This window comes from Paenibacillus sp. YYML68 (assembly GCF_027923405.1).
Classification (GTDB): Bacteria; Bacillota; Bacilli; order Paenibacillales; family NBRC-103111; genus Paenibacillus_G.
The window spans coordinates 4,727,951-4,752,304 of sequence record NZ_BQYI01000001.1 but is presented as its reverse complement, the minus strand read 5'-3'; the positions used below and the strand labels follow the sequence as shown (position 1 = coordinate 4,752,304).

Genomic DNA, 24,354 nt, shown 5'->3' with positions numbered 1-24,354 from the left:
CGTCACTCCATTGAGAATGCTAACGCCAATTATCGCAGTAGCGGAAAAACGGCGGTTATCCCGCCGTCCCTCGCTGTCGGTCCATATCAGACAGCACACGCCCAATGTGCCCATCCTCGACTACTTCGGCGTCCGAACGCTCGACGTCATAGAGCGCTTGGCTGCAAATTTGGTTCACCACTCGTGGGATGCCTTGGCTTGCTGCGTGCAGCATCTGGATCGCACTGTCGGAAAACACAGGCCGCTGCAGCTCAGCCGCTCCCATATGATGACGGACGTAGCCCGCCGTCTCCTCACGGCTCATCCCGCTTAGATGGTACTGGATGCCGATGCGCTGGCTAATCGACTCATACTTCTTCAAGCGTAGCTTCTTCCGTAGCTCCGGCTGACCCGCAAGCAGTACAGGGAATAGCGACCTCGCATCCATCTGGTGACTCATCACAAAGCGCAGCTCCAGCAGCATCGCTTCGTTCATTTCGTGAGCTTCGTCGATGACGACGAGAATGTTGCGCTCTCCCTGCGCCTCCCGCCGAGACATCACCTCGCCCCACAACCGACGCGCCTTCGCGACGGAGTAAGGGGCCTCTTCATCGACGTGCGCCAGAAGCTGTCCGTAAAAGTCTCTTGGCTTCAGGTCCGCCATGCTGATGTAGATCGGATGCGTGCGCATCGTGTCCAGCGATCGGAATAAACGCCGCAATAGAGCGGATTTTCCGCTGCCCACTTCACCGGTCAAGACACCGAGCAGCCGGTTCTCGACCGCCATGCTTAGTCGGGCGTACGCTTCCCGGTGTCCTTGAAACTCGTAGCACGGCTCCACCTCGCGCGTAAAGGGACGTCGTGTCATCGCACCTCACCACCTTGACGCTGTGCATAGCTCACTTCATCTTGCTCCCACTGCGCCTGACGCTTCTTCTCGGCAAGCTCAACGAACGACAATGTCTCCGCCGACGTCTCGACCTCTACAGGCTTCACTTCATCCGGCTTGCGCTTGCGACGCTTTTTCAGATCGATCGGCACCGCATCGGCGTATCGCTTGCCCTCGAACCAGACCTGCAGCTCTGTCAAGTCGTACGGATCGTATCGAAGCGCGATTCGCTTACGGGCAAGCTCGCTGTCGACCTCATAGGTGTTACCGGACAGCTGGATACAGCCGGTTTTGTCTACGGTGCGCTCCTCTTCCCATAGGAACATCTCATTCAACTCGGTAAGCGGCCTGCGCTTGCGCGCCTTCGTGCTTGCCTCGAAGCGTTCATGCGGCGTCTGTTTCGTGCTGCTGTGCACGCGGAGATGGTAGTAACCATCCAGCCAGCTGCGAAGCGCTTGGTTTACGTCCTCCAGCGTCGTCACTTCTCCCCGGTCGATGAGCGCCTGCACCTCGGGGCGGAAGCTGCTATCGACAAACTGGAACAGACGCTCTACCTTCCCACGACCTTGAGGCCGGTAAGGTCTACTATGCCGAAGCTCAATGCCGAGCCGCCCGCAAATACGGGCTAAATGGTGAGCCGAGAAAGCGGAGCCGTTGTCACAATAGAACATCTCCGGAATGCCGTGACGGAGGATTGCTTTTTTCAAGCTGTCCTCTAGCCGAGGCAGTTGCTCGTCCCAATAGATTTGAGCCTGCACCACGTATCGGCTGTAGTCATCGAGGATGGCCAGCAGAATGGTCTTTCGCTTCTTCTTCGGCTCCTTCGGATCAGGCAAGTAGACGAAGTGCTTGAAGTCTGCCTGCAGCAGCTCTAATATATCTTCCGCCTCAAAGCGGCGAAACGTCTGAGCCGAACTCGCTTCTATGACTTGTCCGCGGCTGACGCCAGCTCGTCTGAGGTGCCTGGCTAATGTGCTAACGGCGATTTGGCCCGGGGCGGCTGCTCCGCTCTCTTCGAGCAGGAAGATCAGCTGCTCCACGCTGCGAGCTGGCCGTTGCCGTCGCAGCTCAATGGCTTGCTGCAGTAAGCTTGGAGCCAGCCGGGTACGTCCGTCTGTTGCTCGCTCGCGCGGCATCAGCGCCTCCCATCCCCCCTTGCGGTACGCTTCTAGGTACCGTTCCAGCGTCCGAACGCTGACCTGCTGACGACGACTTCCGGGAAGCTCGTACATGCGGCTTGCGGTTTCGCGAAGCCACGCTCCCAGCTCCCCCGGCGCAAGCGGGGTTTGACGGCTGACGATGGGGGCAATAAGCGCATACCGCGCTAGGGCAATCTGTTCCTTTGTAATCTGATGAGACATGGTTCATCCTCCTTCAGCATGTTCATGGGTACAGGGTATCCTCCGTCCATTGTGAGGGGAAAGAGGCACCCTCAGCCATACCCAGCTTTTGTGGGATGAAGTGGGCCTACCGTCACCTGAAATGAGCGTTCCATTCGCAAGAAGACAGAAAGGAGCCTGCCCGGGCGTTCAAGCTGACGCCAAGCGGCCCACAGCGCCTTCCAGGCAGAGCGGCGTTCGCGAGGTAAGGCCGCATCCATGCCTTCATGAAAAAGCGTTGCCCACACCCGAGCTTCTTGCGCAATTCGACGCTGCTCCCAGCATCGACGCCATCGCCATAGCGTCTTCTCGGCGTAGGGTCCGCCCGCATACGCCTGGCTTTCTGCTGCGATCTCAGACAAGCTCAAGCCATCCTCTCCCGCGAGGACGACGGTCTCCTTGACATCGACCGCTGCCTGATGATGCCGCTCCACGAAAGAAGGCACGATGCTAATCGCACGCTCGCAGTCTGGACATCGAAAACGGAATATAGGGATGGAGAGCGCCTCCTCCAGCGTGTACAGCATACGCGTAAACTTCCCGTGCCGATGCGGCTTGCGCTCGGAGTGACAGTGCTTGCATCCGACAGGCCGGTCGGCTTCCGGCAAGCCGTCCTCGCATCGTAATAAATAGCTCTTTACATCGATGTCCCAATCCACTACGATAATAGAGGCGAAAGCTGTGGTGAACAGGGAGACGGGGCCGCCAAACCTTGACGTCTCCCTGTTTTTTTTGTCAATCGCCTTAACTCCTTATGATTGTCGGCACATTCAGGCTGCCCCTCCGCCAATTATATCCTTGCTGTACCGTCAGCGTATATGAGAAATAGCCGCCCATCTTCCGACATTGGAAGTGAGCGGCGACACATAGTGCATTATCTGATTTCTAATCTTATTTAAATAATGGATTGTAGCTTTTAGTTCTTGTGGTACCTGAATATCGCAGAGATATTCAAGACGATTTATTGCATCTGTCATTGTGATTGTTTTTAAATCAGGATTTGCTTCGAGGACATTGGATTTCGCCTCAGTAAGCATTTTTTCCTTTGCACGAATATATTTTTCTGTGAAAGGATTATTGAAAGCAGTGTCATTAGAACGTCGAAGTTGCTTTAAGAAATAGCGTTTTTTCTGGAAGAAAGTTGAAAAATAGCAATAGGATGCCCGGCACATCGTTTTTGAGATGTGATGTATAATCAGTCTTAAAATAGGCTAGACTGTTAAGCTACAGGTTTTGAGACAGGAGGTCCACCTTCGATATAAGTCGACTTCGTCTTTAACATCATGTAGATGATCGTGAGCATTTTGTGAGCTAGAGCAATAATGGCTTTGTTCTTCCCACGGCGTGCAGCTATTTTCCAAAATCGAACCGACAACTGTGATTTTCGGCACTTCGTTGCTGCCCAAGCGGCTTCACATAAAGCTGTTTTCACATGCGGATTGCCCTTACGTGTTCGTGTACTTTTTTTTTACCCGCGCTCTCATGGTTACCCGGAGCCACACCTGCCCAGGACGCGAGATGATCAGCCGTTGGGAACTGATCCATATCGACTCCGATTTCGGCAATGATCGCTGCGGCGGTAATCTCACTTATGCCCGGAATCGTTTGAATCAACTGATAGGCTTCCTGATAGGACTGAAGATGCACCTCAATTTCTGCATCTAGCAACGCGATGGATTGCTCGAGGAAGGTAATATGCTCCCAGCAATTGCGAATCATCAAGATTTGGTGCTTGTTTAACGTTCCGAAGAGCGACTCGGCCACCCGAGCGACATTACGTTTTACGTTGCCATGTACTCGGGCTTCAATATCATCCGGATCGACGTAGCCCTGCATGACCAGTCGTTCCAGCAAATTGCGTCCGGATACGCCGAACACATCTGAAATAACCGTTCCCAACTTGATGTTGGAGGCTTCCAGCATTTTTTGAATGCGGTTTTTCTCTGCGGTCAAGTTTCCAACCCGTTTCTTACGTAAACGTGTTAAATCACGTAATTCTCGGAGATCCTCGGTAGGCACGAAGCTCTTCTCGATTAATCCTACGCGCAAGAGTTTAGCGATCCACTCCGCATCGCTGACATCCGTTTTGCGTCCAGGAACATTCTTAATCCGTTGTGCATTGGCAAGGGCGATGTCGAAGTACCCTTCCAATATGTTGTACACTGGTTTCCAGTAGATCCCTGTACTCTCCATGGCAATATGCGTCACACCTTCGGACTCGAGCCATGTCATCAAGGAGAACAAATCACGAGTCATCGTAGGGAAAGTGCGTGTTTCAGCGCGTGGTGCTTCATCCGCTTCGCCAGTCAAGACACAAGCTACAATGGTTTCTTGATGCACATCCAGTCCGGCACACCGAGCAATTAACATCTCCATTTAACTACCTCCAATCGAATGATACTGACGATTGGCGCATTCGTTAGAAGTCTCCATTTTTCTGTCCGCGGTCATTCGGTCTTCTTGTACCGAAGCCAGCACGGGGTTGCTCACATAACGAATGCTCACAGTTTTCTAGACAGGGTCGAACCACCAAAAAGAGCCACGTATTTCTGTCCAATCGCAGTATTACTCAGTATGGGGACTAGGCAGTCACGCTAAACCCAACTTTCATATCGGGGATGTGGCGAGGAAGCCATGATTGTTTTCTAGGTCAACGAATATCAGATAATCATTATGTTCCCTAAGAATCAGTTTAAATAAAATCTCTCTACCGCGTGATTTAAAGAAAGAACAGCATCTTTTATGTTATGTTCTAAACCTTCTCTTAGCTCAGGTATTTTGATAATACAGTTATAAGCCGCTTTTAAAGAATCTACACCGTTATCAAGTAATGAATATTGCAACAGTAATCACCTCAAATTGATATTTACATTTCCAGTATTAATTATACAGGATGATCAAATATGGATACAAACTAAGGAGCCTGCCACTGAAGTAAGGTGGCAGGCTCCTCTTATTGCGTTACACAGCATCCACGTTGAGGCGAAACAGCTCTCTCTTGTCGGCGGTGGCGGCAAATTCTTCAGCGAAAGTACCGTCAATAGCGACACCAGCGGCATCGAGCTTGAAAAGCACCTCGACGTGTTCGTTGTAGATGATGACCTTGTCTACGTAGCTGGCGATGAACTTCTTGATCTCTGGGATGTTCTTGCTGGTGACGAAATCTCTGAATCTAGCAAAGAGATCTCGCAGCGTCTCCTCTGTGACCGTTTCGTGGCCCCCTGTGTCACAATAGTTGTCGTACCCCTCGATAAAAAGTATAGTAGAACCAGAGAGGCAGAGGTGACGGACGATGGCTAGATACAGTGAGGAATTGAAATGCAACATACAACTACGAATGATGCCCCCGCATAATGAATCCGTGAGTCAGATTGCAAGAGACAGCGGCCTGTCCGAAGGGACGCTGTACAAGTGGCAAAAAAGAAGCCCGAGCGAACGGCGCTGTCGTTCCAGGTGGCGGAGCAGAGCCCGACAAATGGAGTAGTCGGGATAAGTTTTCGATTGTGCTGGAAACCGCTACGTTGAGCGAAGTCGAACTGGCCGAATACTGTCGTGCCAAAGGACTCTACGCAGAACAGATTGAAGCTTGGCGGGATGCTTGTATGCAAGCCAATGGTGGACTCGCCCAACAGGCATCCCAGCTGCAAAAAGAACTCCGAACTAAAGAGCGAGAAATGAAGACGCTCACTCGGGAGTTAAAACGAAAGGAAGCTGCTCTAGCCGAAACGGCAGCGCTTCTCGTGCTGCGAAAAAAGGCACAGTCGATCTGGGGGGACCAAGAGGACGCATGATCAGTGCCTCAGATCGACGAATGGCCATGGAACTGATCCAAGAAGCAGTAGATGCTGGAGCCAAAGAAGAGGCGGCATGCCAAGAGATCGGATTAACGCAGCGGACCTTGCAGCGGTGGCGCAAAGAGGGCGCACCGCAAGAGGATCAACGGCCGCATGCGGTAAGGCCTGCCCCATCCCACAAGCTAAGTGAAGTGGAACGACAACAGATTATCGAGGTCGTGAATCAGCCGGCATACAAGAGCCTTCCACCTAGCCAAATCGTACCACGATTGGCTGATGAGGGTGTCTACATGGCGTCCGAATCGACATTCTATCGCGTAATGCATGCTCATGGACAGCAGCACCATCGAGGTCGCAGTAAGAAGCCTGTTTCGAAGCCGTTAACGAGCCATTGTGCTGTGGCGCCCAACCAAGTATGGATGTGGGACATCACCTGGCTGCCTGGTCCCGTGAAAGGTTTATTCTACTACCTCTATCTCATCCTGGATCTATTCAGCCGAAAAATCGTAGGCTGGGAGGTATGGAATGAAGAAGCCGCGGAGCATGCCAGCACATTGGTTCGTCGAACGGTCCTGAGCGAACAGTGCGTTGTGCGCAAGGAGCCGCTGGTCCTGCATTCGGATAACGGGAGTCCGATGAAGGGTGCCACTCTACTTGAAACGTTATACAGCCTAGGAATCACGCCCTCCAAAAGCAGGCCGCGTGTCAGCAACGATAACCCTTACGCCGAGTCGGTGTTTCGCACCTGCAAATACCGCCCCAGCTACCCGTTACATGGATTTAAGTCGACGACAGAAGCCCGTGAATGGGTACGGAAGTTTGTCCATTGGTATAACACAGAGCATCACCACAGCGGGCTTAATTTCCTGACCCCTAACCAAAGGCATAAGGGGCTTGCTGAACAGATTTTTGAGAAGAGAAAGCGAGTGTACGAACAAGCTAGACAGGACAACCCAAGGCGGTGGTCCGGGAAGATAAGGAACTGGAGTCTAGACGAACGAGTGTATCTTAATCCCGAGAAAGTCCAGCACTCCATAGCTACAACAACGGCGACACAAGCCTGATTGACTCTATTTAAATTTTCAAAGATTCACGACAACTATATTGACAAACACCGTTTCGGTGTCGAAAGGAGATGTCGTCGCGGTCATTACCCAAACGTTGTCAGTCTCGCTGTCGGAATTTTACTCGAACGTGTCTTTTAGCTTGCGCAGAATGAGCTCGTCGGCTGTCGATGAGCAGCGAGATCGTAGCAAGTCTTCTATACCCGCTTCCAGAATGCTAGCCTGTGCGAAAATGATTGTCATGCATTCATTGTCGGGCATGAGTGCGATTTTGTACATGTTGCTACCGTCGCTAAGTCTGTGCTTCTCTACGTACTCTGCTGAGATAAAGTTCGCACTTACCATAAGGCTGCCAGTAATTTGTGAAGCGACTGCCCCCAAGTCGTCGCAGGCTTCAAGCAGGACAATTTGGTGATGATGGTCGAGAATGAAGTGATTTCCATCCTTTCTGTCCAACTCTTCCCTAAATTGAAAGAAGTAGTATTCGACGTGCTACATTAGCGCGGCTGAGAATTGCTTAGCATCGCGCAGGGCTTCAATGTCTTGATGAGTTCGAATGATTTTCAAGGTGCAGTCCCTCCAGTAAATTATTGGACTCCAAAGAAGTGTGAGGTAAGGCTATAGTAATAATATTTAGTCAAAGCAGTTTTTTGTGCGATTTTTGATGTAGAATAAATGTATATTTTGTCTAGAAATGGAGGCATTTAAGTGGATAGGAATTACGAAATAGTTAGAATAAATATTTCAGATTTAATAATTAATACTGAAAACCCTAGGTTTGATTCAGTGTCTAGCCAACACGAAATAATTGCGAAGATTATTGGAGACCAAAAAGATAAATTAGTATATCTGCTGAAAGATATTCTCACTGAAGGTGTAAATCCGTCAGACCTACCAATAGTTACACCTGATTATTCTGACGATGAACGATTTATCGTTTTAGAGGGGAACCGTAGAATAACGGCGCTAAAAATTTTTATTGAACCCAAACTCATACCCAAAGAGTTTAAGAGCATAGCTAAGAAGGTAGAGGAATTAAAGAAAAGCTTTACAGATGAAATGATTATTGATATTGATTGTGTATCATTTGAAGACCCGAATGATGCGTTGCATTGGATAGAGTTGAAACATACGGGCGAAGGAAAAGGCGAAGGCACAGTTAGATGGGATACAACTGCAACTCACAGGTTCCAGTTACTACGAGGTAAAGCTTCCGTATCACTACAGATTATAGATTACATGAAGAATGATCAGATTCTTAAAGATGAAGCAGGGGAATGGCATCAAAAGTTCTCTCTTACTAACCTAGATCGTTTAATTAAAGATCCATATGTAAGGAGCTTTTTGGGTGTAGAACTAAGAAATGGTGAAGTATTTGCTTCGTTGCTCCCTAGTGAAATAAATAAGGGATTGCGAAAATTAATAATTGATATTAGTTCAAAGAACATCACTGTAACCGATATTAAAGCCAAAAATGACAGGATGGATTACATTTCAACATTTAACGAGCTTGAAATTCCTGATGTCACAAAAACAACAATTAGAGAATGGAAATTGGCAGATGGATACCATCATGAGGATGATGATTCAACAAGTGACATCGGAAATGGTAATGGTGCTGCGGGAGGCAGCGGAGGAGCCGGAAGTGATGGTGGCGCTGCGGGAGGTAGCGGAGGAGCCGGAAGTGGCGGTGGCGCTGCGGGAGGTAGCGGAGGAGCCGGAAGTGGCGGAGGCGCTGCGGGAGGCAGCGGAGGAGCCGAAAGTGGCGGTGGCGCTGCGGGAGGCAGCGGAGGAGCCGAAAGTGGCGGTGGCGCTGCGGGAGACAGCGGAGGAGCCGGAAGTGGCGGTGGCGCTGCGGGAGGCAGCGGAGGAGCCGGAAGTGGCGGTGGCGCTGCGGGAGGCAGCGGAGGAGCCGGAAGTGGCGGTGGCGCTGCGGGAGGCAATGGAGGAAATAGAAGTAATCCACATTCCACCAAAAGAAAATTTTTAATTCCTTCTAATGCAGGCTTGAAAATTGATAATAAGAGGATAAATAATTTATACTTAGAACTACGGAGACTAAATGTTGAGGAATTCCCTAATGCAGTGTCAGTTTCCCTGAGGGTTTTTATTGAATTAAGTATTGATTACTTTATTGAAAAAGCAGGCATTACAGCAGTTAATAAGAACAGTAAGTTAGTGCAAAAGATTCAAGGCATAGCTAAGCATATGGAGGATAACGGAATTCTTACTAAATACGAATTAAAACCAGTTCGTACCGCTGTGTCTAATTCTGATAGTGTGTTGTCTACAGAAACATTAAATGCCTATGTACACAATGGAAATATGCAACCTATAGCCAATGATTTAAAAACGACATGGGATAACTTTGCTCCATTTATCAGGGCGCTCTTTTCCTAGAGTTTATTTTGGGTGGTGGAAATTGAATGTATCAATATTCTCCCTTGAGGTATCCTGGAGGGAAGTCAAAGTTATCAAAGTATGTGAAAGCTGTAATCGAGAGTAATGGACTTTTAGATGGGCATTACATTGAACCGTATGCAGGTGGTGCGGGAGTAGCGTTTTGCCTCCTGATGCATGAGTACGTCTCTACTATTACTATTAACGATTTGAATAGATCAATTAATGCATTTTGGAATTCAGTTCTAAATGAAACAGACGAACTGTGTAGGATGATTTCTGAGTTCAAAGTAGATGTAGAGCATTGGGATGAGCAGAGGTATATTCAGAATAATCCGCACGAATTTTCTGTCTTGGAACTGGGTTTTTCTACCTTTATTATGAATAGATGTAACAGATCAGGCATTATAAAAGGGGGAATTATAGGTGGTAGAGAACAAACGGGTGAGTGGAAGATAGATGCTAGATTCAATAGGGAAGCGCTTATTAAAAGGATAGAAAGAATTGCTCTCTATAGAAATCGAATTAGACTTTATAATTTAGATGCTGAAACATTTATTAGAGATGTCATACCAAGATCGCCCCATAATACTCTGGTATATTTAGACCCACCTTACTATAATAAGGGGCAAGAATTGTATGAGAATCATTATAAACCTGAAGATCATTATAATGTTTATCAGGCTGTAGTTGAGAATATAAGGCAAAAATGGATTATCACTTATGATAACGTGTCTCAAATTAAAAATATGTATGGTGATTTTAGGCAGAAGGAATATTCTTTAAGTTACAGTGCTGCTAACCGATATAAGGGTTCCGAAGTAATGATTTATTCAAATAATACTGTCATTCCAAACGCAGTTTTAGGGAAAGTGGAGCTGGATACCGAAGCTCTTTAAAGAGATGGTATAGAAGCTTAGAGGAATTGTGGATTTGCTCAGCCAAGCCTCGTACTTATGAACCCTTGTCCGAGCAAATCCACAATAATTCGCCGGACAGGGGTTCAAAGAGCTTGTGATTTTTACTTAGTCCCTCAAGATTTGTTTCCATGCCTTAAATAAAGTAAAAACAAAGGGTCCATAATTATTAATTCACCCGAACCGGTTCCTTCGTCCCAATCAAGTACCATATTTCTTATATTAGAATCTAAAACTAAACGGTTTAAATTTTTCAGAACAGCACCAATTGACGAGCGGGCAGGTGGTTTACCGCGCACAAGTTGCGATATTCTATTATCAATTTCATTTCGCGTTAATCGATCCTTTGGGGGGTCTAACTCAAGGGCTTTTAATAAAAGTTGATAAACATCTGCTTCATCTTGCTCATCTCCATCACCGACAACGTGCAGCACTCGTTTTGTGCCCTTTGTTGGTAAACCGTCTTCGATGATCTTATAAGATCTTTCATAATGAAGCTCACTTGCTACATCCTCAAGACTTTTTTTCATCTCCGCTTGTGAAAAGTTGATTTTTTCCTTAGCAAAGAATTTTGTCCGTCCTTGTGTTATCTCCTTTTGGCTACAGATAGATTTACAACAATCCTGAACAACATGTGGGGAGCCAAGCGCTTCGTGGAGCAAATATTCTTGAATTTCAGTTTTATTCGAGACATGATAATTTAGACTGTGAAAACCTTTTTCAATAATCTCATAAAGATCATCGTTACTCCACCTACTAAATTTTATCGATGCAACACGACCTTGTAACTCCGATAAGGCTCTTGTTGTTGCATCTTCCCTACTAGGTATAGAACATACAACAATTGGAGGATGATCGGACTCAAGATCTCCTTTCAATTGTCTACAAATCTCTTTTTGAACCTCTGGTGTTATGTAGTGAAAGTCGTCTATAACTAAAACAGATTTCCTTTCGATCATATTTCTTATGGCATTTTGATGGTCAGACTGTTTTTTATCCAACTGAAGGGTATGTGTTTTTTTTCCTTTCCATTTGTAGGTGCCTTTTGCTCCTAAACCCCAAAGCCATGATAAGGGGCCGGAACTGCTTACCTCACCACCAACTTCATTTTCTGTATCTCGTCCTTTCGTTTCTTTCGATTCGATCGGTGTTTTTAACTTAGCCAAAACAAGTTCCCATAATTTATCAGGCGAGGTTATATCAGCCCCGTGAATTCGAACCAATGCAGATGGATCGATGACACTCTTAGTAAGAGTGGTTTTTCCGCATTTGGTGGGTCCTGTTATAGAAATTATTTTATCGTTCTCATGTAGGTAGTTTTCAAGGAAATCATCGAATGTTTGATTGTGCTTATACTTACGGCTTACATATGAATACCTTGAAAGTCTGGAGGTCGAGAACACATCTATGACTTTATGGGACAATTAAACTCATCGCCTTTCTTTTATTAATCTCCCGTTAATTATAACATTTTACTATTTCTAAAACATTCGCTATAGCAGAAGCGTTTCTAAGCCACATCCCCAAACATCCTCAGCATCACGCGGCGGCGAATTGTGGATTTACTCAGCCACGGCTCGCTTTTCTAAACCCTTGTCCATGTAAAACCACAGGTTTTAAAGTTGGACAGGGGTTCAATACGCTTCGATTATACTGTTTGCTACTCATTTTGTTAGTCGAGTAGTGGTGTCGCTTACTATTGCAAGATACATTAAGAGCACTGTTCTCCAAATGTTTTAGAGGAGCAGTGCTCATTAATATTGTTATAGCTTTGATTCTGCAGCAGGGGTTAATCCACTATACAGACGATATATTCTCCGCGACCGTTTCCTGACTTGATAACGCCTAAGTCCTTAAGTTTTGTGATGTTTTTGGCAATGCTTGAGGAAGAAGCTTCTAGAGTATCGTCAAACAATTGTCTATGAAATACTTCTCCGTCATCCATTCTGCTAATCAATTCAAACATTGTTTTTGCATGCCCTCTACCAAGCAATTCACGAATATGTTTTATTCTATCGTAACGTTGCAGTTCTTTGAGAACCTTGGTAAGTGATGCGTTGACGCACTCTAGATAAAAAACAATGAATGGTTTTAGGTTGCCTTGAGTTGCAGCCATTAGCGTATCATAATAATCTTCGATTCTTTTATCAAAGAATTCTTCTACACTAAATGCATCCTTTATTGTGGCTAGGTCGTTGTGTATTAAACCAACCAAAGTAGAAAATGCTCGAGCTGTTCTTCCATTACCATCGGGAAATGGATGGATGTAACCTATTAAATGATGAGTAATTCCAGAAATAATGAGAGGGTGGATTTTTTTATCGTTATTGGAGCTTGTTGTGTCATATGGGTTTGTGTATCCGGTTACACTAGTGTAAAGCCAAGAAAAATATGCCCGCATGAGGCGTGGAACTTCATTAAATGCTGGAGGCTGGTAACTGATATGCCCATCACCATCTTGAAGAGCTACCGGAATATTTCTATACCCTTCTGGATAACCGGTCAAGTCGTTCATTAAAATATATTGTATTTTTTTTAGTACAGGTTCATCCATGTCTGAAAAATCTTTGTTTGGATTTAAGCTGTAAATATACTCATAAGTTTCAAAGACGTTTTTAACTTCGATTTGTGCTTTTTGTTTAATGGTCAGTGGATTTTTTTTGTAATTCTGATAAAGTTGTACGACCTCTTTGAACTCCAGTTTATTCTGCTCAATTTTGGTAGTAAAATGTGCTGTTCTAACCAGAGAGTTACGTAAAATAATAGGCGTTAAGGGATGGCTTTTCAAACCGAGTCTTGCTAATGCCCCTATATTTCTCTCTGCCTCTAGAATGAGTTGTTGTATTTCATAATCAAAGGGATTTATATTCGGATGAAAGAATAATCGATCTTCCGAATTATCGAAGTGTTCATATGCAAATATATAAGTCATGTTTACACCACCTTTTACACATAAAAATCCAATGAAATCAATGGATTAATCTTATTTTTATTATACTCAATTACACCTAATATGTACATTTTTTCATGCTAATAAACTAGCCCTCGTTTATCTTTTGGAAAGTTGCCATCATAATTGTAAGTTCGTTATCTGTTTATACTCCTGCATATGAAGTAGCGCGGGAATAGACGCTTGAAGGAGGGATTTTAGAATTTATGAACGAAGCTGTTTCTAAGAACGATTCCAGCATCAACTAGAGCAAATTATATATTACTTAAATCGGCTTGAAGATAAAGGAACGAGAGCAGGTGAAAAGTTCACCAAACGAATCTCTGGCGACATATGGGAACTACGACCAGGCAATAATCGAATTTTTTTCTTTGGTTGGAACGGAAATCATTTCGTATTGTTGCACCATTTTTCTAAAACGACGCAGAAAACACCGCCGCGGGAGATTGCAATTGCTGAACGGCGTATGGATAACTGGCTATCCAGAATGGCAAAGGAGTGATATGGATATGAAAAGCTGGAGCGAGAAAAAGAAGGAACTTAAGTCCATAGATCCGATGCGAATGAATGAGCTTGAAGCGGTCGCTCAGTTGGTAAATGCCATTCATCAAAGGCGAATTGAACTAGGATGGACTCAAAAGGAGCTAGCGGACAAAGTAGGTCTTCATCAAGAATCTATTGCACGTATAGAAAATGGTGGGTCGATCCCTCGCTTAGATACTGTATTTCGACTGGCCCTTGCTTTAGGAATGAAACTAAGCATACATGGTCAGGAAGAGGCAGCGGCGGTAAGTGTAGGTGGTTGAAATGCGGGGCGTCAGCCTAGGTGACATTAAGATTGCTGATGTTTCATTTGCGAGGATGGGACGTTGTCGATCAATGGTGGCGAGCCGTACGCATTAGGAACCGTCAGCGTCCAAGATACGAGCCATGCGTGCGGTGGACGACTCGAAGCTCATCGTGTATACCCCAACAGGAGAGCCGTTTACTATAGACCAAAGTGTTGTAAAAGCCGCCTATGTCCGTCAATCGTGGTATGATCCCCGCTATGGTGTCAGCTACGAATTCCGACTGTCTCCTCGTGCGTGGGATGGGCAGACGTTCCAGACCTATACGCCTCCGACCTCTGGGCGAGGTCAGGATTGGGTCCTTGTCATTCAAGGGGTGGATCAACAATCCGATGTTCCGACGCCGTTTGGGAATTAAGGAAGCTCAAGAAGGAGCACCCCTCTGCATCCCGCAGCCGGTGCTCCTTCTCCCTCACAACCTCTAACTAGTCTACCTTCCAACACGCTGCCGCTCCCTCACCTTGAAGAAGTCGCCGCCCTTCTTGACCTCGTCATCCGTACCCCAGTCGATCTCCTTCTCCCGCTTGTCGAAGTGCGGAATGTGCTTGGAGCAATGAATGTACGCCTCCTCGATCTGGACGACGACCCAGCGCTCAGCTCGGCCATTCTCCTCGGCCTGCAGCTTCTCGGCGAGACTGTCCTCGATGAAGGGCTGGCTCGCGAGCTCGTCGTGCGTCATCACGAACGCCTTGCCATTCACATGAAGCCCGATATGATGCTTGAAGAAGTCGATGAACAGCAGTCCGATATGCGGGTTCTCGTGCATGTTGCCGAGGCTGGCGAAGACGCCGTTGCCGCGGTATTCGGGATAGATGAGCGTCTCCTCGTTCATGACGCGGACGAAGCCGCGCTCGCCGGCACGGAAGGTGGAGTCGCAGTTGCCTGCCTGATCCGAGGTGGAGACGAATACCATCTCCTGCTCGGCTATAAATTGCTGCATCATCGGGTTCAACGATGTGAGCATCTGATTGTTATAGAAGGAGAGCGCGCGATTCTCCGTATTGTAAAGCCTTTGAAGCTCTCGTTCTCCCTGGGACCCTAGCATGCGGAGCACGCTCCTTTCTGGTGATGATGTACAGGTTGGTATACAAGGCAGACCGCATCGCTAGAGCTTAACACAGACGCCTATACGAATAGGTTAGCACATTCTTCGACGTGAATCGACAACTCGTATTGACAATACTGTGGCGCTTCCGTGTAGCAAATCCCCTGATCAGCTTTCGAGTAGTCCCTGAGCCGCCCTTCTGCTGCTTCCTACTGCACCTCTACACGCTCCTTCATGTACACCGATGGCGAGGCGCCTGTTAGCTTGCGGAACGTCCGGTGAAAATACGACGGGTCGCTGTAGCCGAGATAATCGGCGATGTCGCTCACCGTGAGCGCGGAATGACGCAGCATGTAGATCGCCGTCTTCACTCTAGTCGCGTGCACATAGTCGCTGATCGTCTGCCCTGTGACCTCCTTGAACAGGGAGGCTGTGTAGTTCGGGCTTCTGTCGATGACGGCGCCGAGCTCGTCCTTCGTCACCTTCTCGCGGTAATGGTTCTTGATATACGCCTTCAGCTGCTCGGCCTGGCGATGCTTCGCTGAGGAATGGGGGCCTTGCTCCCATTCCCGCGTCAGCCGGGTGAGCGCTTCGAGCAGTAGCGCCGCGGCCATCACCTCGCGATAAGGCAGCCGCTCGCCCCATTCCTCGTGCATTGTCTGCAGGCGAGAGAGCAGCAGGTCGGCGATGCCGGGGTTCATGTGCAGCGTCTCGCTCTGATGCAGCAGAGGGAGCGGCACGTCGATCGAGACGTTGAAGGTGATGACATATTTCTCATGCGAGAGGGAAGGGATGCTCTTGCCGTAGAAGCGGGTGCGCGGCGGGATGAGCAGCACATCGCCCTTGTCCAGCACCGTCTTGCTCTCCTCGATCCAATAGACGCACCTGCCGTAGCCGACCAGGATGAACGTGTAGGAGCGGCTCCCCTGCTCGTGCTCCTCGAACCAAGGCATCGTACCGGAATGATGACTCACCGTGAGAACATCAAGCATGTACCCGTACCTCCTATTGTCATACTATATTTCATCTAGTGTACTATAGTTCATAGTCAGCTGGAAGCTTTAATTGTACAATGAACCCGAATCGATGAACGTGACCATGAATCGAAAAGGGGACTACCATAATGCCAAGAACGAAAATTGTATGTACGATGGGACCTGCCTGTGATCAGGTGCCGCTGTTGAAGGACATGATCAAGGCCGGGATGAACGTGGCGAGATTGAACATGGCGCACGGCGATCTGGACGAGCAGCGCGCGCGTATCGAGAAGGTGCGTCAGGCGGAGCGGGAGACGGGAATGCCTGTGGCGATACTGCTCGATATTAAGGGGCCTGAGGTGCGGATCGGCAAGCTGAAGGACAGCTCGTACATGCTCGAGACGGGAGAAGTGCTGACACTGACGACCGAGCAGATCGAGGGCGACGGCAAGCGGATCGCGGTGAACTATCCGGAGCTGACGAACGATGTGAAGCCGGGCTCGCGCATTCTGCTCGACGACGGTCTCATTGAGCTGAAGGTAGAGTCGGTCGAAGGGACCGAGATCCATACGCGCATTATGAACGGCGGACTGATCAAGCCGCGCAAGGGTGTGAACCTGCCGGGCACGCACACGTCGCTGCCAGGCGTGACCGCTCGCGATGTGGAGCACATTCGCTTCGGAGTGGAGGAAGGCGTAGACATTGTGGCGGCGTCGTTCGTGCGCAAGGCGGCGGATGTGCTGGAGATTCGCAGCCTGCTGGAGGAGCTCGGGGCCGGACATGTGCAGATTATATCGAAGATCGAGAACCAGGAAGGCGTCGATGAGCTTGACGCGATTCTTGAGGCGTCCGATGGCCTGATGGTCGCACGCGGCGATCTCGGTGTCGAGGTGCCGGTTGAGGAAGTGCCATTGCTGCAGAAGATGATGATTCAGAAATGTAATCTCGCCGGCAAGCCGGTCATTACGGCCACGCACATGCTCGACTCGATGCAGATGAATCCTCGTCCGACACGGGCGGAATCCAGTGACGTCGCGAACGCCGTACTCGACGGCTCGGATGCGATCATGCTGTCGGGCGAGACGGCAGCGGGCAAATATCCGCTGGAGTCCGTACAGACGATGGCGGCGATTGCCGCGCGGACGGAGGCGTCGATCGACTTCGTCGAGCGGTTCACAAGCCGTGCGCAGCTGCACAAGACGAATATCACGGAGGTCATCAGCCGTTCGGTGGTGAGTGCTTCGCTGGAGCTTGCGGCGAAGGCGATTGTGACGCCGACGATGAGCGGCTTCACCGCGCGGATGGTGTCGAAGTATCGTCCGAAGGCTCCGATTATCGCGGCAGCACCGGATGAGCAGATGGTTCGCCGTCTATGCCTCGTCTGGGGTGTAACGCCTGTTCAGGCGGAAACGGTGAGCACGATGGATGAGATGCTTGCCAGTGCGCTCGTAAGCGGCAAGAAGGCAGGCTTAGTCGATAGCGGCGATCTCGTCATCGTGTCGGCAGGAGTTCCTGTCGGCAAGGCGGGCTCGACGAACCTGATCAAGATCGTGCAGGCGGAATAACGGTATTGTTCGATCGGTCGAAAATAACACAAGCGCTCTCCACTCAGGAGGGCGCTTGTTGCTATATGCTCTGCTTGCCAAGACTTCCTTCGCCTTAGTTCGGCGGCGCATTGCGCTTCGGCGACTGCGTGCCGAAGTCGCGATGCATCCGCTTCTTCGTGTTCGGCTTCGTGTCTTGATACAGGTCGTCCTCCTGGCTGTCGAGCGCAAGGCTCTTCAGCTTCCACTCGGTATGACCGAGCACCGGGTCGGACGGGAATTCGTCGCCGCGCTTCAGCGTCTCCTCGCGGCCCCACTCGTTCGCGTAGATGCCGTCTGTTTCTACCTCTTCGCCTGTTACGGGCTCCATGCTTTTATCAGTTGCCATAAGTGCGGTTGCCTCCCTTGTAAGCTGAGTTGCTCAGCAGGATACGGTCGTTAGTATGCCCGATAGGCGGCGAACTATGCCGCGTCATCGTAGCCTCTGTACCAATAAGCGACGCGGAACGCGCAGAACGAGCTGCGGCACAAGGAGCAAAGAACATATTGTTGTACGCCTGCAGCATGGCGATGTATGATGAATCGAATGAAGCTACAGTGAGCTACTGAAGGGCGGAACGATCAGTCATGGCATTATGGGGAACTATTGTGAATGCAGCCGCGATCGTCGCGGGCAGTCTGCTCGGCGTCGCGATCGGGCGAATGAGCGAGAGCATGAAGCGGACGCTCATGCAGGGCATCGGCCTCGCGCTGTTAGCGCTCGGTGTGTCGATGGCGCTGAAGTCGGACAACTTCCTGCTCATCGTCTTGAGCCTTGTTATCGGAGGGTTGCTCGGTGAGGCGATCGGCATCGAGCGTCGACTGGAGCAGGCCGGACAAGGGCTGGAGCGGCTCGTGAACGCGATGTCTGCACGTATCAGAGTCAGTCGGCTCAGACGGGTCGGGCAATCGACTCAGGGGCCAGCCACCGATTCACAAGGGAGAATCGCCGCCGCATTCGTGAACGCAACGCTAATCTACTGCATCGGTGCGATGGCGATTATCGGATCGATGGACGGCGGGCTGCGCGGGGATCATGTCATTTTGTATACGAAAAGCGTTATGGACGGACTGTTGTCCGTCGTATTCGCGACGACGATGGGCATCGGCGTGCTGTTCTCGGCGGTACCTGTGTTGATCTACCAAGGGGCGATTGCGCTCGGTGCTTCCGGTATCGCCGCTATGCTCGACGACGCGCTGCTTGAGGCGATCATCCAGCAGGTGACGGCGGTCGGCGGAGTGCTCATTATCGGCATCGGCATCAACATCTTGGAGCTGCGCCGCATACAGGTGGCGAACCTGCTGCCAGCTCTGCTCGTCGCGGCGGCCGCCGCGGTGGGGCTCCATACGTAGGCACAGGAGGTGCACCAACGAAGCATGATTCATGCCAAGGAGCTTGTACAACGAATGAAGGCGACGCTGCGTCGTATCGACTACGATCTGGATGCAGCGATCGCGCAGCTGGGGCAAGTCGTAAGAACGGAGCGCAGAGATCGCGGGGAAGCCTTCACTAGAGATGAGCATATCCGCGGTCTTATACTGTCCATGCTGAGCAACCAGAGGCCTTGGGGTCCGATTATCGACAATATGGACAGGCTGACGGACGTATTCTATGGCTTCGACCTCGAGCGGATTAAGCGAGCGGACAAGTCGATGCTGGCCCGTAAGGTGAAGGAGCTGAAGTGCGGGAACCGCGCGATTGATAAGCAGATGGCGAGTCTGGATGACAATATTCGCATACTGGAGCAGATCGAGGCTGCTTATGGCAGCTTGGAGCATTATGTAACAAGTGACGTACCGGAACGTATTGCATCGGAATTAGGCAGGGGGCGAACGTACAAGCTGAAGCAGATCGGCTACACGCTCGCACTCGAGTACTTACGCAATGTCGGCATTCAAGCGATCAAGCCGGATGTACATATTAGGCGCATCATCAGTCAGGAGCGATTAAGGCTACACAGCGGCCATCCCACGGAGGCTGAAGCTGTCGATGTGATGCGCGCTCTAGCGATGGAAGCCGGGGTGAGCCTTACGTATTTGGATAACCTCATGTGGCTGTATTGTGCGGTCGATTATGCCCATATTTGCGGCAGTGATCCGAAGTGTGATCGGTGTGAGCTCCGACCTGACTGCAGGCTTGGCTTGGAGGGGCAGGCGATATAAGTGCTGGGAGAGCAGGGTGACCTTCCATTTCTAAACTTTTTTTAAGAAAGTCCATTATAATCAAATTTTCCTATGGCAATCGTTCCACAATATGGTATTGTAGAAGGGTGCGAACAAATGTACCTATTCAGGCTGGCGATACAGCTGTGAATCGTGTGGGAGGCGAAGTGTAGAAGATGGGCTTTATTCGACAGCTGTCCTGGTATTTCCGGCAGCGGTGGCTGATGTACTCCATTGCGATCGTGTTGATGACGACTGTAAGCTTGCTCAATATTGTACCGCCTCAGATGATCGGGTCGGTCATTGATCAGATTCGAACGGGCGCGTTGACCGAGGCGCAGCTGCGGGAGAGCGTCTGGAAGCTCGTCGGACTGGCGCTGCTGCTGTATGGCTTGACGTACATCTGGATTACGACGCTGTTCGGCAACTCGTCCTTGCTGGAGCGAATGCTGAGAAGCAGGCTGCTCGGGCATCTGATGCGGATGACGCCGTCGTTCTTCAATCGCAACAGCACAGGCGAGCTGATGGCGCTCGCGACGAACGACATCGTGGCGATCGGACAGACGGCCGGTTACGGCGTCATGACGCTCGTTAACACGATCGTCGGCACCGTCGTCGTCATTGTGACGATGATTACGCTCATTAGCTGGAAGCTGATGGTGCTTGCGCTCATCCCACTGCCGTTCGTGACGCTTGCGATCAGCATGCTCGGCAAGCGGATGCGCAAGCGCTTCGTCGCCGCGCAGACGGCCTTCGGCAAGATGAACGATCAGGCGCTCGAGTCGATCTCGGGCATGCGAGTGATCCGTTCCTATGTGCAGGAGTCGCATGACCTTGCTTCCTTCGAGAAGGTAACTGCCGATGTGATGGAGAAAAATCGCCAGGTCGCCGTCATCAACGCGATGTTCCATCCAGCGATCTCGCTGGTCGTCGGACTCAGCTTCGCGATTGGCAACGGCTTCGGCGCGTATCAGGTGATGTACAACGAGCTGACGCTGGGGCAGCTTATTACGTTCAATATATACCTCGGCATGCTGATCTGGCCGATGATCGCCTTCGGCGAATTCATCAACGTGCTGCAGCGCGGCACGGCCTCGGTAGACCGTCTGAGCCGCAGCTTCGAGCAGCAGGCTGATGTGTCTGAGCCGGAGCAGCCTGTAGCTGTAGTGAAGCCCGAGTCGATCGAGCTGCGCCAGCTGACCTTCCGTTATCCGGGCTCGGAGACGGATAGCTTGAGCGGAGTAACGCTGCACATCGTGCAGGGACAGACGATCGGCATCGTCGGGCGGACCGGCAGCGGGAAGTCGACGCTGCTGAAGCAGCTGCTTCGCTTTTATCCGATTACGAGCGGCGAGCTGTTGATCTCCGGTACTCCGATCGAGTCGATCTCGGTGGAGGCGGTGCGAGGGTGGATCGGCTATGTGCCTCAGGAGCATCTGCTGCTGTCCAAGTCGATCCGCGACAATATCGCGCTCGGCGTACCGGACGCCTCCGAGGCGAGCATTCGCCGTGTCATTGAGATGGCGGCCTTCGAGGCGGACGTGCAGCAGCTTCCGAGCGGCTTAGCCACAATCGTTGGGGAGAACGGTGTCATGCTGTCAGGCGGGCAGAAGCAGCGCGTCAGCATCGCGAGAGCGCTGCTGACGAATCCGGACGTCCTGCTGCTCGACGATTCGCTGTCAGCGGTCGATGCGCGCACGGAGAGTGCGATTATCGGCCATCTGCGCAGAGAGCGGGCGGGCAAGACGACGCTGATCGCGACGCACCGATTGTCCGGCATCGCACATGCCGACTGGATCGTCGTTCTGGACAACGGCCGCATAGTGGAGGAAGGCACGCACGAGCAGCTGATGCTGCTGGGTGGCTGGTATCGGGAGCAGTTCGAGCGCCAGCAGTTGGAGGCGCATCTAATGGATGCATCTGCGTAGACGGTGCTTCGACTCATTCGAGGCTTGCCAGATCAGAACCCGAGTAACCTCGGAGCCTGTTATTTAAGGGGGAAGAAGATTGTCTCAAGGTGACGCTTCACAAGAACTGAACGAGTCGCAGAGGGTGCCGGTATTGCGCAGACTTCTGCATTATGCGCTAGCCTTCAAGCTGCGGATTGTGGCCGCAATTCTCGTATTGGCTCTGGCCGTTGCGGCCGACCTCGCAGGACCCTACATAATGAAGACGTTGATCGATCGGCACATTGGCGCCATCTCGAAGCCGTGGAAGTCCTTCAGCGCTTCTGAGGTGCTGCCAGCGGACGTGCCGGTTATTGCCTTTAACGGGATGCGTTTTGTACGAGATGATTGGATGGAGGCTTACACGAAGGGGAAGGTGCTCGAGCGCGACCCGTTCGAGCAAGGGGAGCCGGCCCGTATCATTCAGCTGGATCGGGGTCTGTATCTGACTACGGGTGACATTCCGGAGCAGCAGCCGTCTTGGACGGTATCTGCAGGTGCGGGCAGTGCAGGCGTTACAGGCAGTGAGGATCGTGTAGGTGCGGTCGAGCAGTCTGGCGCAGACGTTGTTATTAGAACGAACGCTCCGGGAAGCGGTGAGAGCGAGATTCCTGCCCGCAGGCTGACAGGGACGGAGACCGCGATGTTCTATGCGCACGATATGAAGCCTGTGCTGGGCTTGATTGGACTGTTCGTCGGCCTCTTGGTCGTAGGCGGTGTGCTGCATTACACGCAGTCGTATATGCTTCAGGCGACGGCGGTACGCATCATTCAGCAGATGCGCAATGAGCTGATGCAGCACATCCAGCGTATTCCGATCCGCTACTTCGACAATACGCCGATCGGACAGGTCGTGTCGCGTATCTCGAACGATACAGAGGCGGTGCGCGACCTGTTCATGAGCTTCATGGCGACGTTCGTCGTCAGCGCGGTGCAGCTGCTCGGCATCTATGTCGCGCTGTTCATTCTCGATGTGCAGCTTGCGCTTATTACGCTCGTATTCATTCCGTTGTTCACGGTCGTCATGTATGTCCATCTGAAATATACGAGGAAATATGTATCCGTCATGCGGGCGCGACTCAGCGATATGAATGCGATGATCAGCGAATCGATCGCTGTCATGCCCGTCCTGCAGGCGTTCCGGCAGGAGAAGCGTCGGATGCGCGAGTTCGAGGTGCTGAACGAGGATCGGTACACGAGCAATATTAAGAACATGCGCGTGTTCTCGCTGTCGTCCCGTAATTTTACCGGACTGATCGGAGCCTTGTTCACTGCCGTCACGATCTGGCACTTCGGGGGTCAGTCGCTGCAGACGGCCATCTCGTTCGGTGTGTTCTATGCGTATATTGACTATCTCGGACGGTTCTTCCAGCCGATTATCGGCATATTCGATCAGCTGCTGAATGCACAGCGGGCGGTTGTATCGGCTGAGAAAGTGTTTCACCTGCTGGATGAGCCCGGTGTCGACGTTGCGGAGGAGCAGCAGGTAGATCGACCGCAAGGGCATATCGTCTTCCGCGACGTATCGTTCGGCTACAAGGCGGGGGAGCCTGTGCTTCAGAGCATATCGTTCGAGGCGAAGCAGGGTGAGACGATTGCGCTTGTCGGGCATACCGGCTCGGGCAAGAGCTCGATCATGAACCTGCTGCTCGGCTTCTATGAGCCGACGGACGGAACGATTACGATAGACGGACAGGACATCCGTGAGATGTCGAAGCAGGCGCTGCGCAAGCATATGGGCATCGTGCTACAGGACCCGTTCCTGTTCGCGGGTGACATTAAGTTCAACGTCAGCCTGTACAATACTAGCATTACGCAGGATCAAGTGCGTAAGGCACTTACCGATGTGGGTGCCGCCTCGTTCATCGAGCGGCTGCCTGGCGGCTATGACGAGCCTGTTATTGAACGGGGCAGCACGCTGTCCGCAGGGCAGCGGCAGCTCATCTCGTTCGCGAGGGCGCTGGCGTTTAATCCTGCGATTCTCATCCTAGATGAGGCGACGGCCAGCATCGACAGCGAGACGGAGAGCTTGATCCAACAGGCGCTGCGCGTCGTCAGCGCAGGTAGAACGACGTTCGTCATCGCTCACCGGCTGTCTACGATCCGCGAGGCGGATCACATACTTGTGCTTCATCAGGGACGTATTGCGGAGCGAGGCAATCACGAGGAGCTGATGAAGCTTCAGGGCAAGTATTACCGGATGTATCAGCTGCAGTCCGGCGGCAGCACAGGAGTCGGCGGCGGAGATGAGGCTGTTGCGGCAGATGAAGGTTCGCTCGAGCGAGCCGGTACTCCGCCGCTTGCGCCTGCTTGATAGGGGCTAAGTAAGGTGACGTATCCGCTTAAGAGAGAGACTGCGAACTTCGGCGTATCAAACAGGCAAATGGACGCCAAGAAAGAGGATGGAAACGAAAAAAAAG

General features: G+C 50.8%; 20 protein-coding genes and 2 pseudogenes. 12 read left to right on the top strand and 10 right to left on the bottom strand.

Features of this window, described 5'->3' with window-relative positions; translation table 11 throughout:
- Positions 1 to 55: 55 nt before the first annotated feature.
- The 5 genes and pseudogenes from PAE68_RS21325 to PAE68_RS21305 all read right to left on the bottom strand — a co-directional run bounded on the left by PAE68_RS21325 (position 56) and on the right by PAE68_RS21305 (position 5,090).
- Positions 56 to 847 carry an ExeA family protein gene (locus PAE68_RS21325; protein WP_281886590.1) on the bottom strand — a complete coding sequence of 264 codons (792 nt, stop codon included), beginning with the start codon at positions 845 to 847 and terminating at the stop codon, positions 56 to 58.
- The gene (locus tag PAE68_RS21320) at positions 844 to 2,229 is read right to left on the bottom strand and encodes a DDE-type integrase/transposase/recombinase (protein ID WP_281889594.1); all 1,386 of its coding nucleotides are present in this window, start codon (positions 2,227 to 2,229) and stop codon (positions 844 to 846) included. Before PAE68_RS21320 ends, PAE68_RS21325 begins: the two co-directional genes overlap by 4 nt.
- 71 nt (positions 2,230 to 2,300) lie before the next feature.
- Positions 2,301 to 2,855 (bottom strand): hypothetical protein, encoded by a 555-nt coding sequence (locus tag PAE68_RS21315; protein WP_281886586.1) that lies wholly within the window; start codon positions 2,853 to 2,855, stop codon positions 2,301 to 2,303.
- A gap of 611 nt (positions 2,856 to 3,466) precedes the next feature.
- A pseudogene (locus PAE68_RS21310) lies at positions 3,467 to 4,623 on the bottom strand (IS110 family RNA-guided transposase).
- Between the two features lie 311 nt (positions 4,624 to 4,934).
- On the bottom strand, positions 4,935 to 5,090 hold the full coding sequence (locus PAE68_RS21305; RefSeq protein WP_281890301.1) for a hypothetical protein: 156 nt from the start codon (positions 5,088 to 5,090) through the stop codon (positions 4,935 to 4,937).
- 16 nt (positions 5,091 to 5,106) lie between these two features.
- Here PAE68_RS21305 and PAE68_RS21300 point away from each other — a divergent pair, with 16 nt between their 5' ends.
- From PAE68_RS21300 to PAE68_RS21285, 4 genes and pseudogenes are all read left to right on the top strand, one after another.
- Positions 5,107 to 5,547 carry a hypothetical protein gene (locus tag PAE68_RS21300; RefSeq protein WP_281890300.1) on the top strand — a complete coding sequence of 147 codons (441 nt, stop codon included), beginning with the start codon at positions 5,107 to 5,109 and terminating at the stop codon, positions 5,545 to 5,547.
- Positions 5,540 to 7,105 (top strand): annotated as a pseudogene (locus PAE68_RS21295) (IS3 family transposase). The gene PAE68_RS21300 and the pseudogene PAE68_RS21295 overlap by 8 nt, the downstream one beginning before the upstream one ends.
- 708 nt (positions 7,106 to 7,813) lie before the next feature.
- Complete coding sequence (locus tag PAE68_RS21290; protein ID WP_281890299.1) at positions 7,814 to 9,505, top strand: hypothetical protein; 1,692 nt, start codon at positions 7,814 to 7,816, stop codon at positions 9,503 to 9,505.
- Positions 9,506 to 9,531: 26 nt separating this feature from the next.
- Positions 9,532 to 10,404, top strand: coding sequence for a DNA adenine methylase (locus PAE68_RS21285; protein ID WP_281890297.1), 873 nt, complete (start codon positions 9,532 to 9,534; stop codon positions 10,402 to 10,404).
- A gap of 134 nt (positions 10,405 to 10,538) precedes the next feature.
- Here the strand turns inward: PAE68_RS21285 and PAE68_RS21280 are convergent, their stop codons facing one another.
- Together PAE68_RS21280 and PAE68_RS21275 are read right to left on the bottom strand one after the other, a co-directional pair.
- Positions 10,539 to 11,846, bottom strand: a complete 1,308-nt coding sequence (locus PAE68_RS21280) for an AAA family ATPase (RefSeq protein ID WP_281890295.1) — start codon at positions 11,844 to 11,846, stop codon at positions 10,539 to 10,541.
- A 365-nt stretch (positions 11,847 to 12,211) separates the two neighbouring features.
- A complete protein-coding gene (locus PAE68_RS21275) occupies positions 12,212 to 13,354 on the bottom strand; it encodes a Fic family protein (RefSeq protein WP_281890293.1) in 1,143 nt (380 codons plus the stop codon).
- A 271-nt stretch (positions 13,355 to 13,625) separates the two neighbouring features.
- Here PAE68_RS21275 and PAE68_RS22870 point away from each other — a divergent pair, with 271 nt between their 5' ends.
- The 3 genes from PAE68_RS22870 (at position 13,626) to PAE68_RS21265 (ending at position 14,578) form a co-directional block, all read left to right on the top strand.
- Positions 13,626 to 13,874, top strand: coding sequence for a type II toxin-antitoxin system RelE/ParE family toxin (locus PAE68_RS22870; RefSeq protein WP_397379541.1), 249 nt, complete (start codon positions 13,626 to 13,628; stop codon positions 13,872 to 13,874).
- 1 nt (position 13,875) lies between these two features.
- Entirely contained in the window at positions 13,876 to 14,178 is a 303-nt protein-coding gene (locus tag PAE68_RS22865; RefSeq protein WP_397379538.1) for a helix-turn-helix transcriptional regulator, read from the top strand.
- A 115-nt stretch (positions 14,179 to 14,293) separates the two neighbouring features.
- Positions 14,294 to 14,578, top strand: coding sequence for a putative collagen-binding domain-containing protein (locus PAE68_RS21265; protein WP_281891177.1), 285 nt, complete (start codon positions 14,294 to 14,296; stop codon positions 14,576 to 14,578).
- Positions 14,579 to 14,650: 72 nt separating this feature from the next.
- Here the strand turns inward: PAE68_RS21265 and PAE68_RS21260 are convergent, their stop codons facing one another.
- Together PAE68_RS21260 and PAE68_RS21255 are read right to left on the bottom strand one after the other, a co-directional pair.
- On the bottom strand, positions 14,651 to 15,265 hold the full coding sequence (locus PAE68_RS21260) for a pyridoxamine 5'-phosphate oxidase family protein (protein ID WP_281890291.1): 615 nt from the start codon (positions 15,263 to 15,265) through the stop codon (positions 14,651 to 14,653).
- Between the two features lie 209 nt (positions 15,266 to 15,474).
- On the bottom strand, positions 15,475 to 16,257 hold the full coding sequence (locus PAE68_RS21255) for a helix-turn-helix domain-containing protein (RefSeq protein WP_281890290.1): 783 nt from the start codon (positions 16,255 to 16,257) through the stop codon (positions 15,475 to 15,477).
- 131 nt (positions 16,258 to 16,388) lie between these two features.
- On the opposite strand from PAE68_RS21255, the gene pyk reads away from it, so the two are divergent.
- Positions 16,389 to 17,807, top strand: coding sequence for a pyruvate kinase (gene pyk / locus PAE68_RS21250; RefSeq protein WP_281890289.1), 1,419 nt, complete (start codon positions 16,389 to 16,391; stop codon positions 17,805 to 17,807).
- 94 nt (positions 17,808 to 17,901) lie between these two features.
- Here pyk and PAE68_RS21245 read toward each other — a convergent pair whose 3' ends face one another.
- On the bottom strand, positions 17,902 to 18,174 hold the full coding sequence (locus PAE68_RS21245; RefSeq protein WP_281890288.1) for a hypothetical protein: 273 nt from the start codon (positions 18,172 to 18,174) through the stop codon (positions 17,902 to 17,904).
- A 239-nt stretch (positions 18,175 to 18,413) separates the two neighbouring features.
- Here PAE68_RS21245 and PAE68_RS21240 point away from each other — a divergent pair, with 239 nt between their 5' ends.
- From PAE68_RS21240 to PAE68_RS21225, 4 genes are all read left to right on the top strand, one after another.
- The gene (locus tag PAE68_RS21240; protein ID WP_281890287.1) at positions 18,414 to 19,178 is read left to right on the top strand and encodes a DUF554 domain-containing protein; all 765 of its coding nucleotides are present in this window, start codon (positions 18,414 to 18,416) and stop codon (positions 19,176 to 19,178) included.
- Positions 19,179 to 19,202: 24 nt separating this feature from the next.
- A complete protein-coding gene (locus tag PAE68_RS21235) occupies positions 19,203 to 19,988 on the top strand; it encodes a hypothetical protein (RefSeq protein WP_281890286.1) in 786 nt (261 codons plus the stop codon).
- A gap of 176 nt (positions 19,989 to 20,164) precedes the next feature.
- Positions 20,165 to 21,916: an ABC transporter ATP-binding protein gene (locus PAE68_RS21230; RefSeq protein ID WP_281890285.1), complete on the top strand. Its 1,752-nt coding sequence runs from the start codon at positions 20,165 to 20,167 to the stop codon at positions 21,914 to 21,916.
- A 79-nt stretch (positions 21,917 to 21,995) separates the two neighbouring features.
- Positions 21,996 to 24,248, top strand: a complete 2,253-nt coding sequence (locus tag PAE68_RS21225; RefSeq protein WP_397379200.1) for an ABC transporter ATP-binding protein — start codon at positions 21,996 to 21,998, stop codon at positions 24,246 to 24,248.
- Positions 24,249 to 24,354 lie beyond the last annotated feature (106 nt).

Excerpts from the sequence above, each read along its gene's own strand:
- PAE68_RS21275 (WP_281890293.1), bottom strand. The coding sequence starts at position 13,354 with ATGACTTATATATTTGCATATGAACACTTCGATAATTCGGAAGATCGA.
- PAE68_RS21255 (WP_281890290.1), bottom strand. The coding sequence starts at position 16,257 with ATGCTTGATGTTCTCACGGTGAGTCATCATTCCGGTACGATGCCTTGG.
- PAE68_RS21285 (WP_281890297.1), top strand. The coding sequence starts at position 9,532 with ATGTATCAATATTCTCCCTTGAGGTATCCTGGAGGGAAGTCAAAGTTA.
- PAE68_RS21240 (WP_281890287.1), top strand. The coding sequence starts at position 18,414 with ATGGCATTATGGGGAACTATTGTGAATGCAGCCGCGATCGTCGCGGGC.
- pyk (WP_281890289.1), top strand. The coding sequence starts at position 16,389 with ATGCCAAGAACGAAAATTGTATGTACGATGGGACCTGCCTGTGATCAG.
- PAE68_RS21325 (WP_281886590.1), bottom strand. The coding sequence starts at position 847 with ATGACACGACGTCCCTTTACGCGCGAGGTGGAGCCGTGCTACGAGTTT.
- PAE68_RS21245 (WP_281890288.1), bottom strand. The coding sequence starts at position 18,174 with ATGGCAACTGATAAAAGCATGGAGCCCGTAACAGGCGAAGAGGTAGAA.
- PAE68_RS21235 (WP_281890286.1), top strand. The coding sequence starts at position 19,203 with ATGATTCATGCCAAGGAGCTTGTACAACGAATGAAGGCGACGCTGCGT.
- PAE68_RS21320 (WP_281889594.1), bottom strand. The coding sequence starts at position 2,229 with ATGTCTCATCAGATTACAAAGGAACAGATTGCCCTAGCGCGGTATGCG.
- PAE68_RS22865 (WP_397379538.1), top strand. The coding sequence starts at position 13,876 with ATGGATATGAAAAGCTGGAGCGAGAAAAAGAAGGAACTTAAGTCCATA.
- PAE68_RS21260 (WP_281890291.1), bottom strand. The coding sequence starts at position 15,265 with ATGCTAGGGTCCCAGGGAGAACGAGAGCTTCAAAGGCTTTACAATACG.
- PAE68_RS21230 (WP_281890285.1), top strand. The coding sequence starts at position 20,165 with ATGGGCTTTATTCGACAGCTGTCCTGGTATTTCCGGCAGCGGTGGCTG.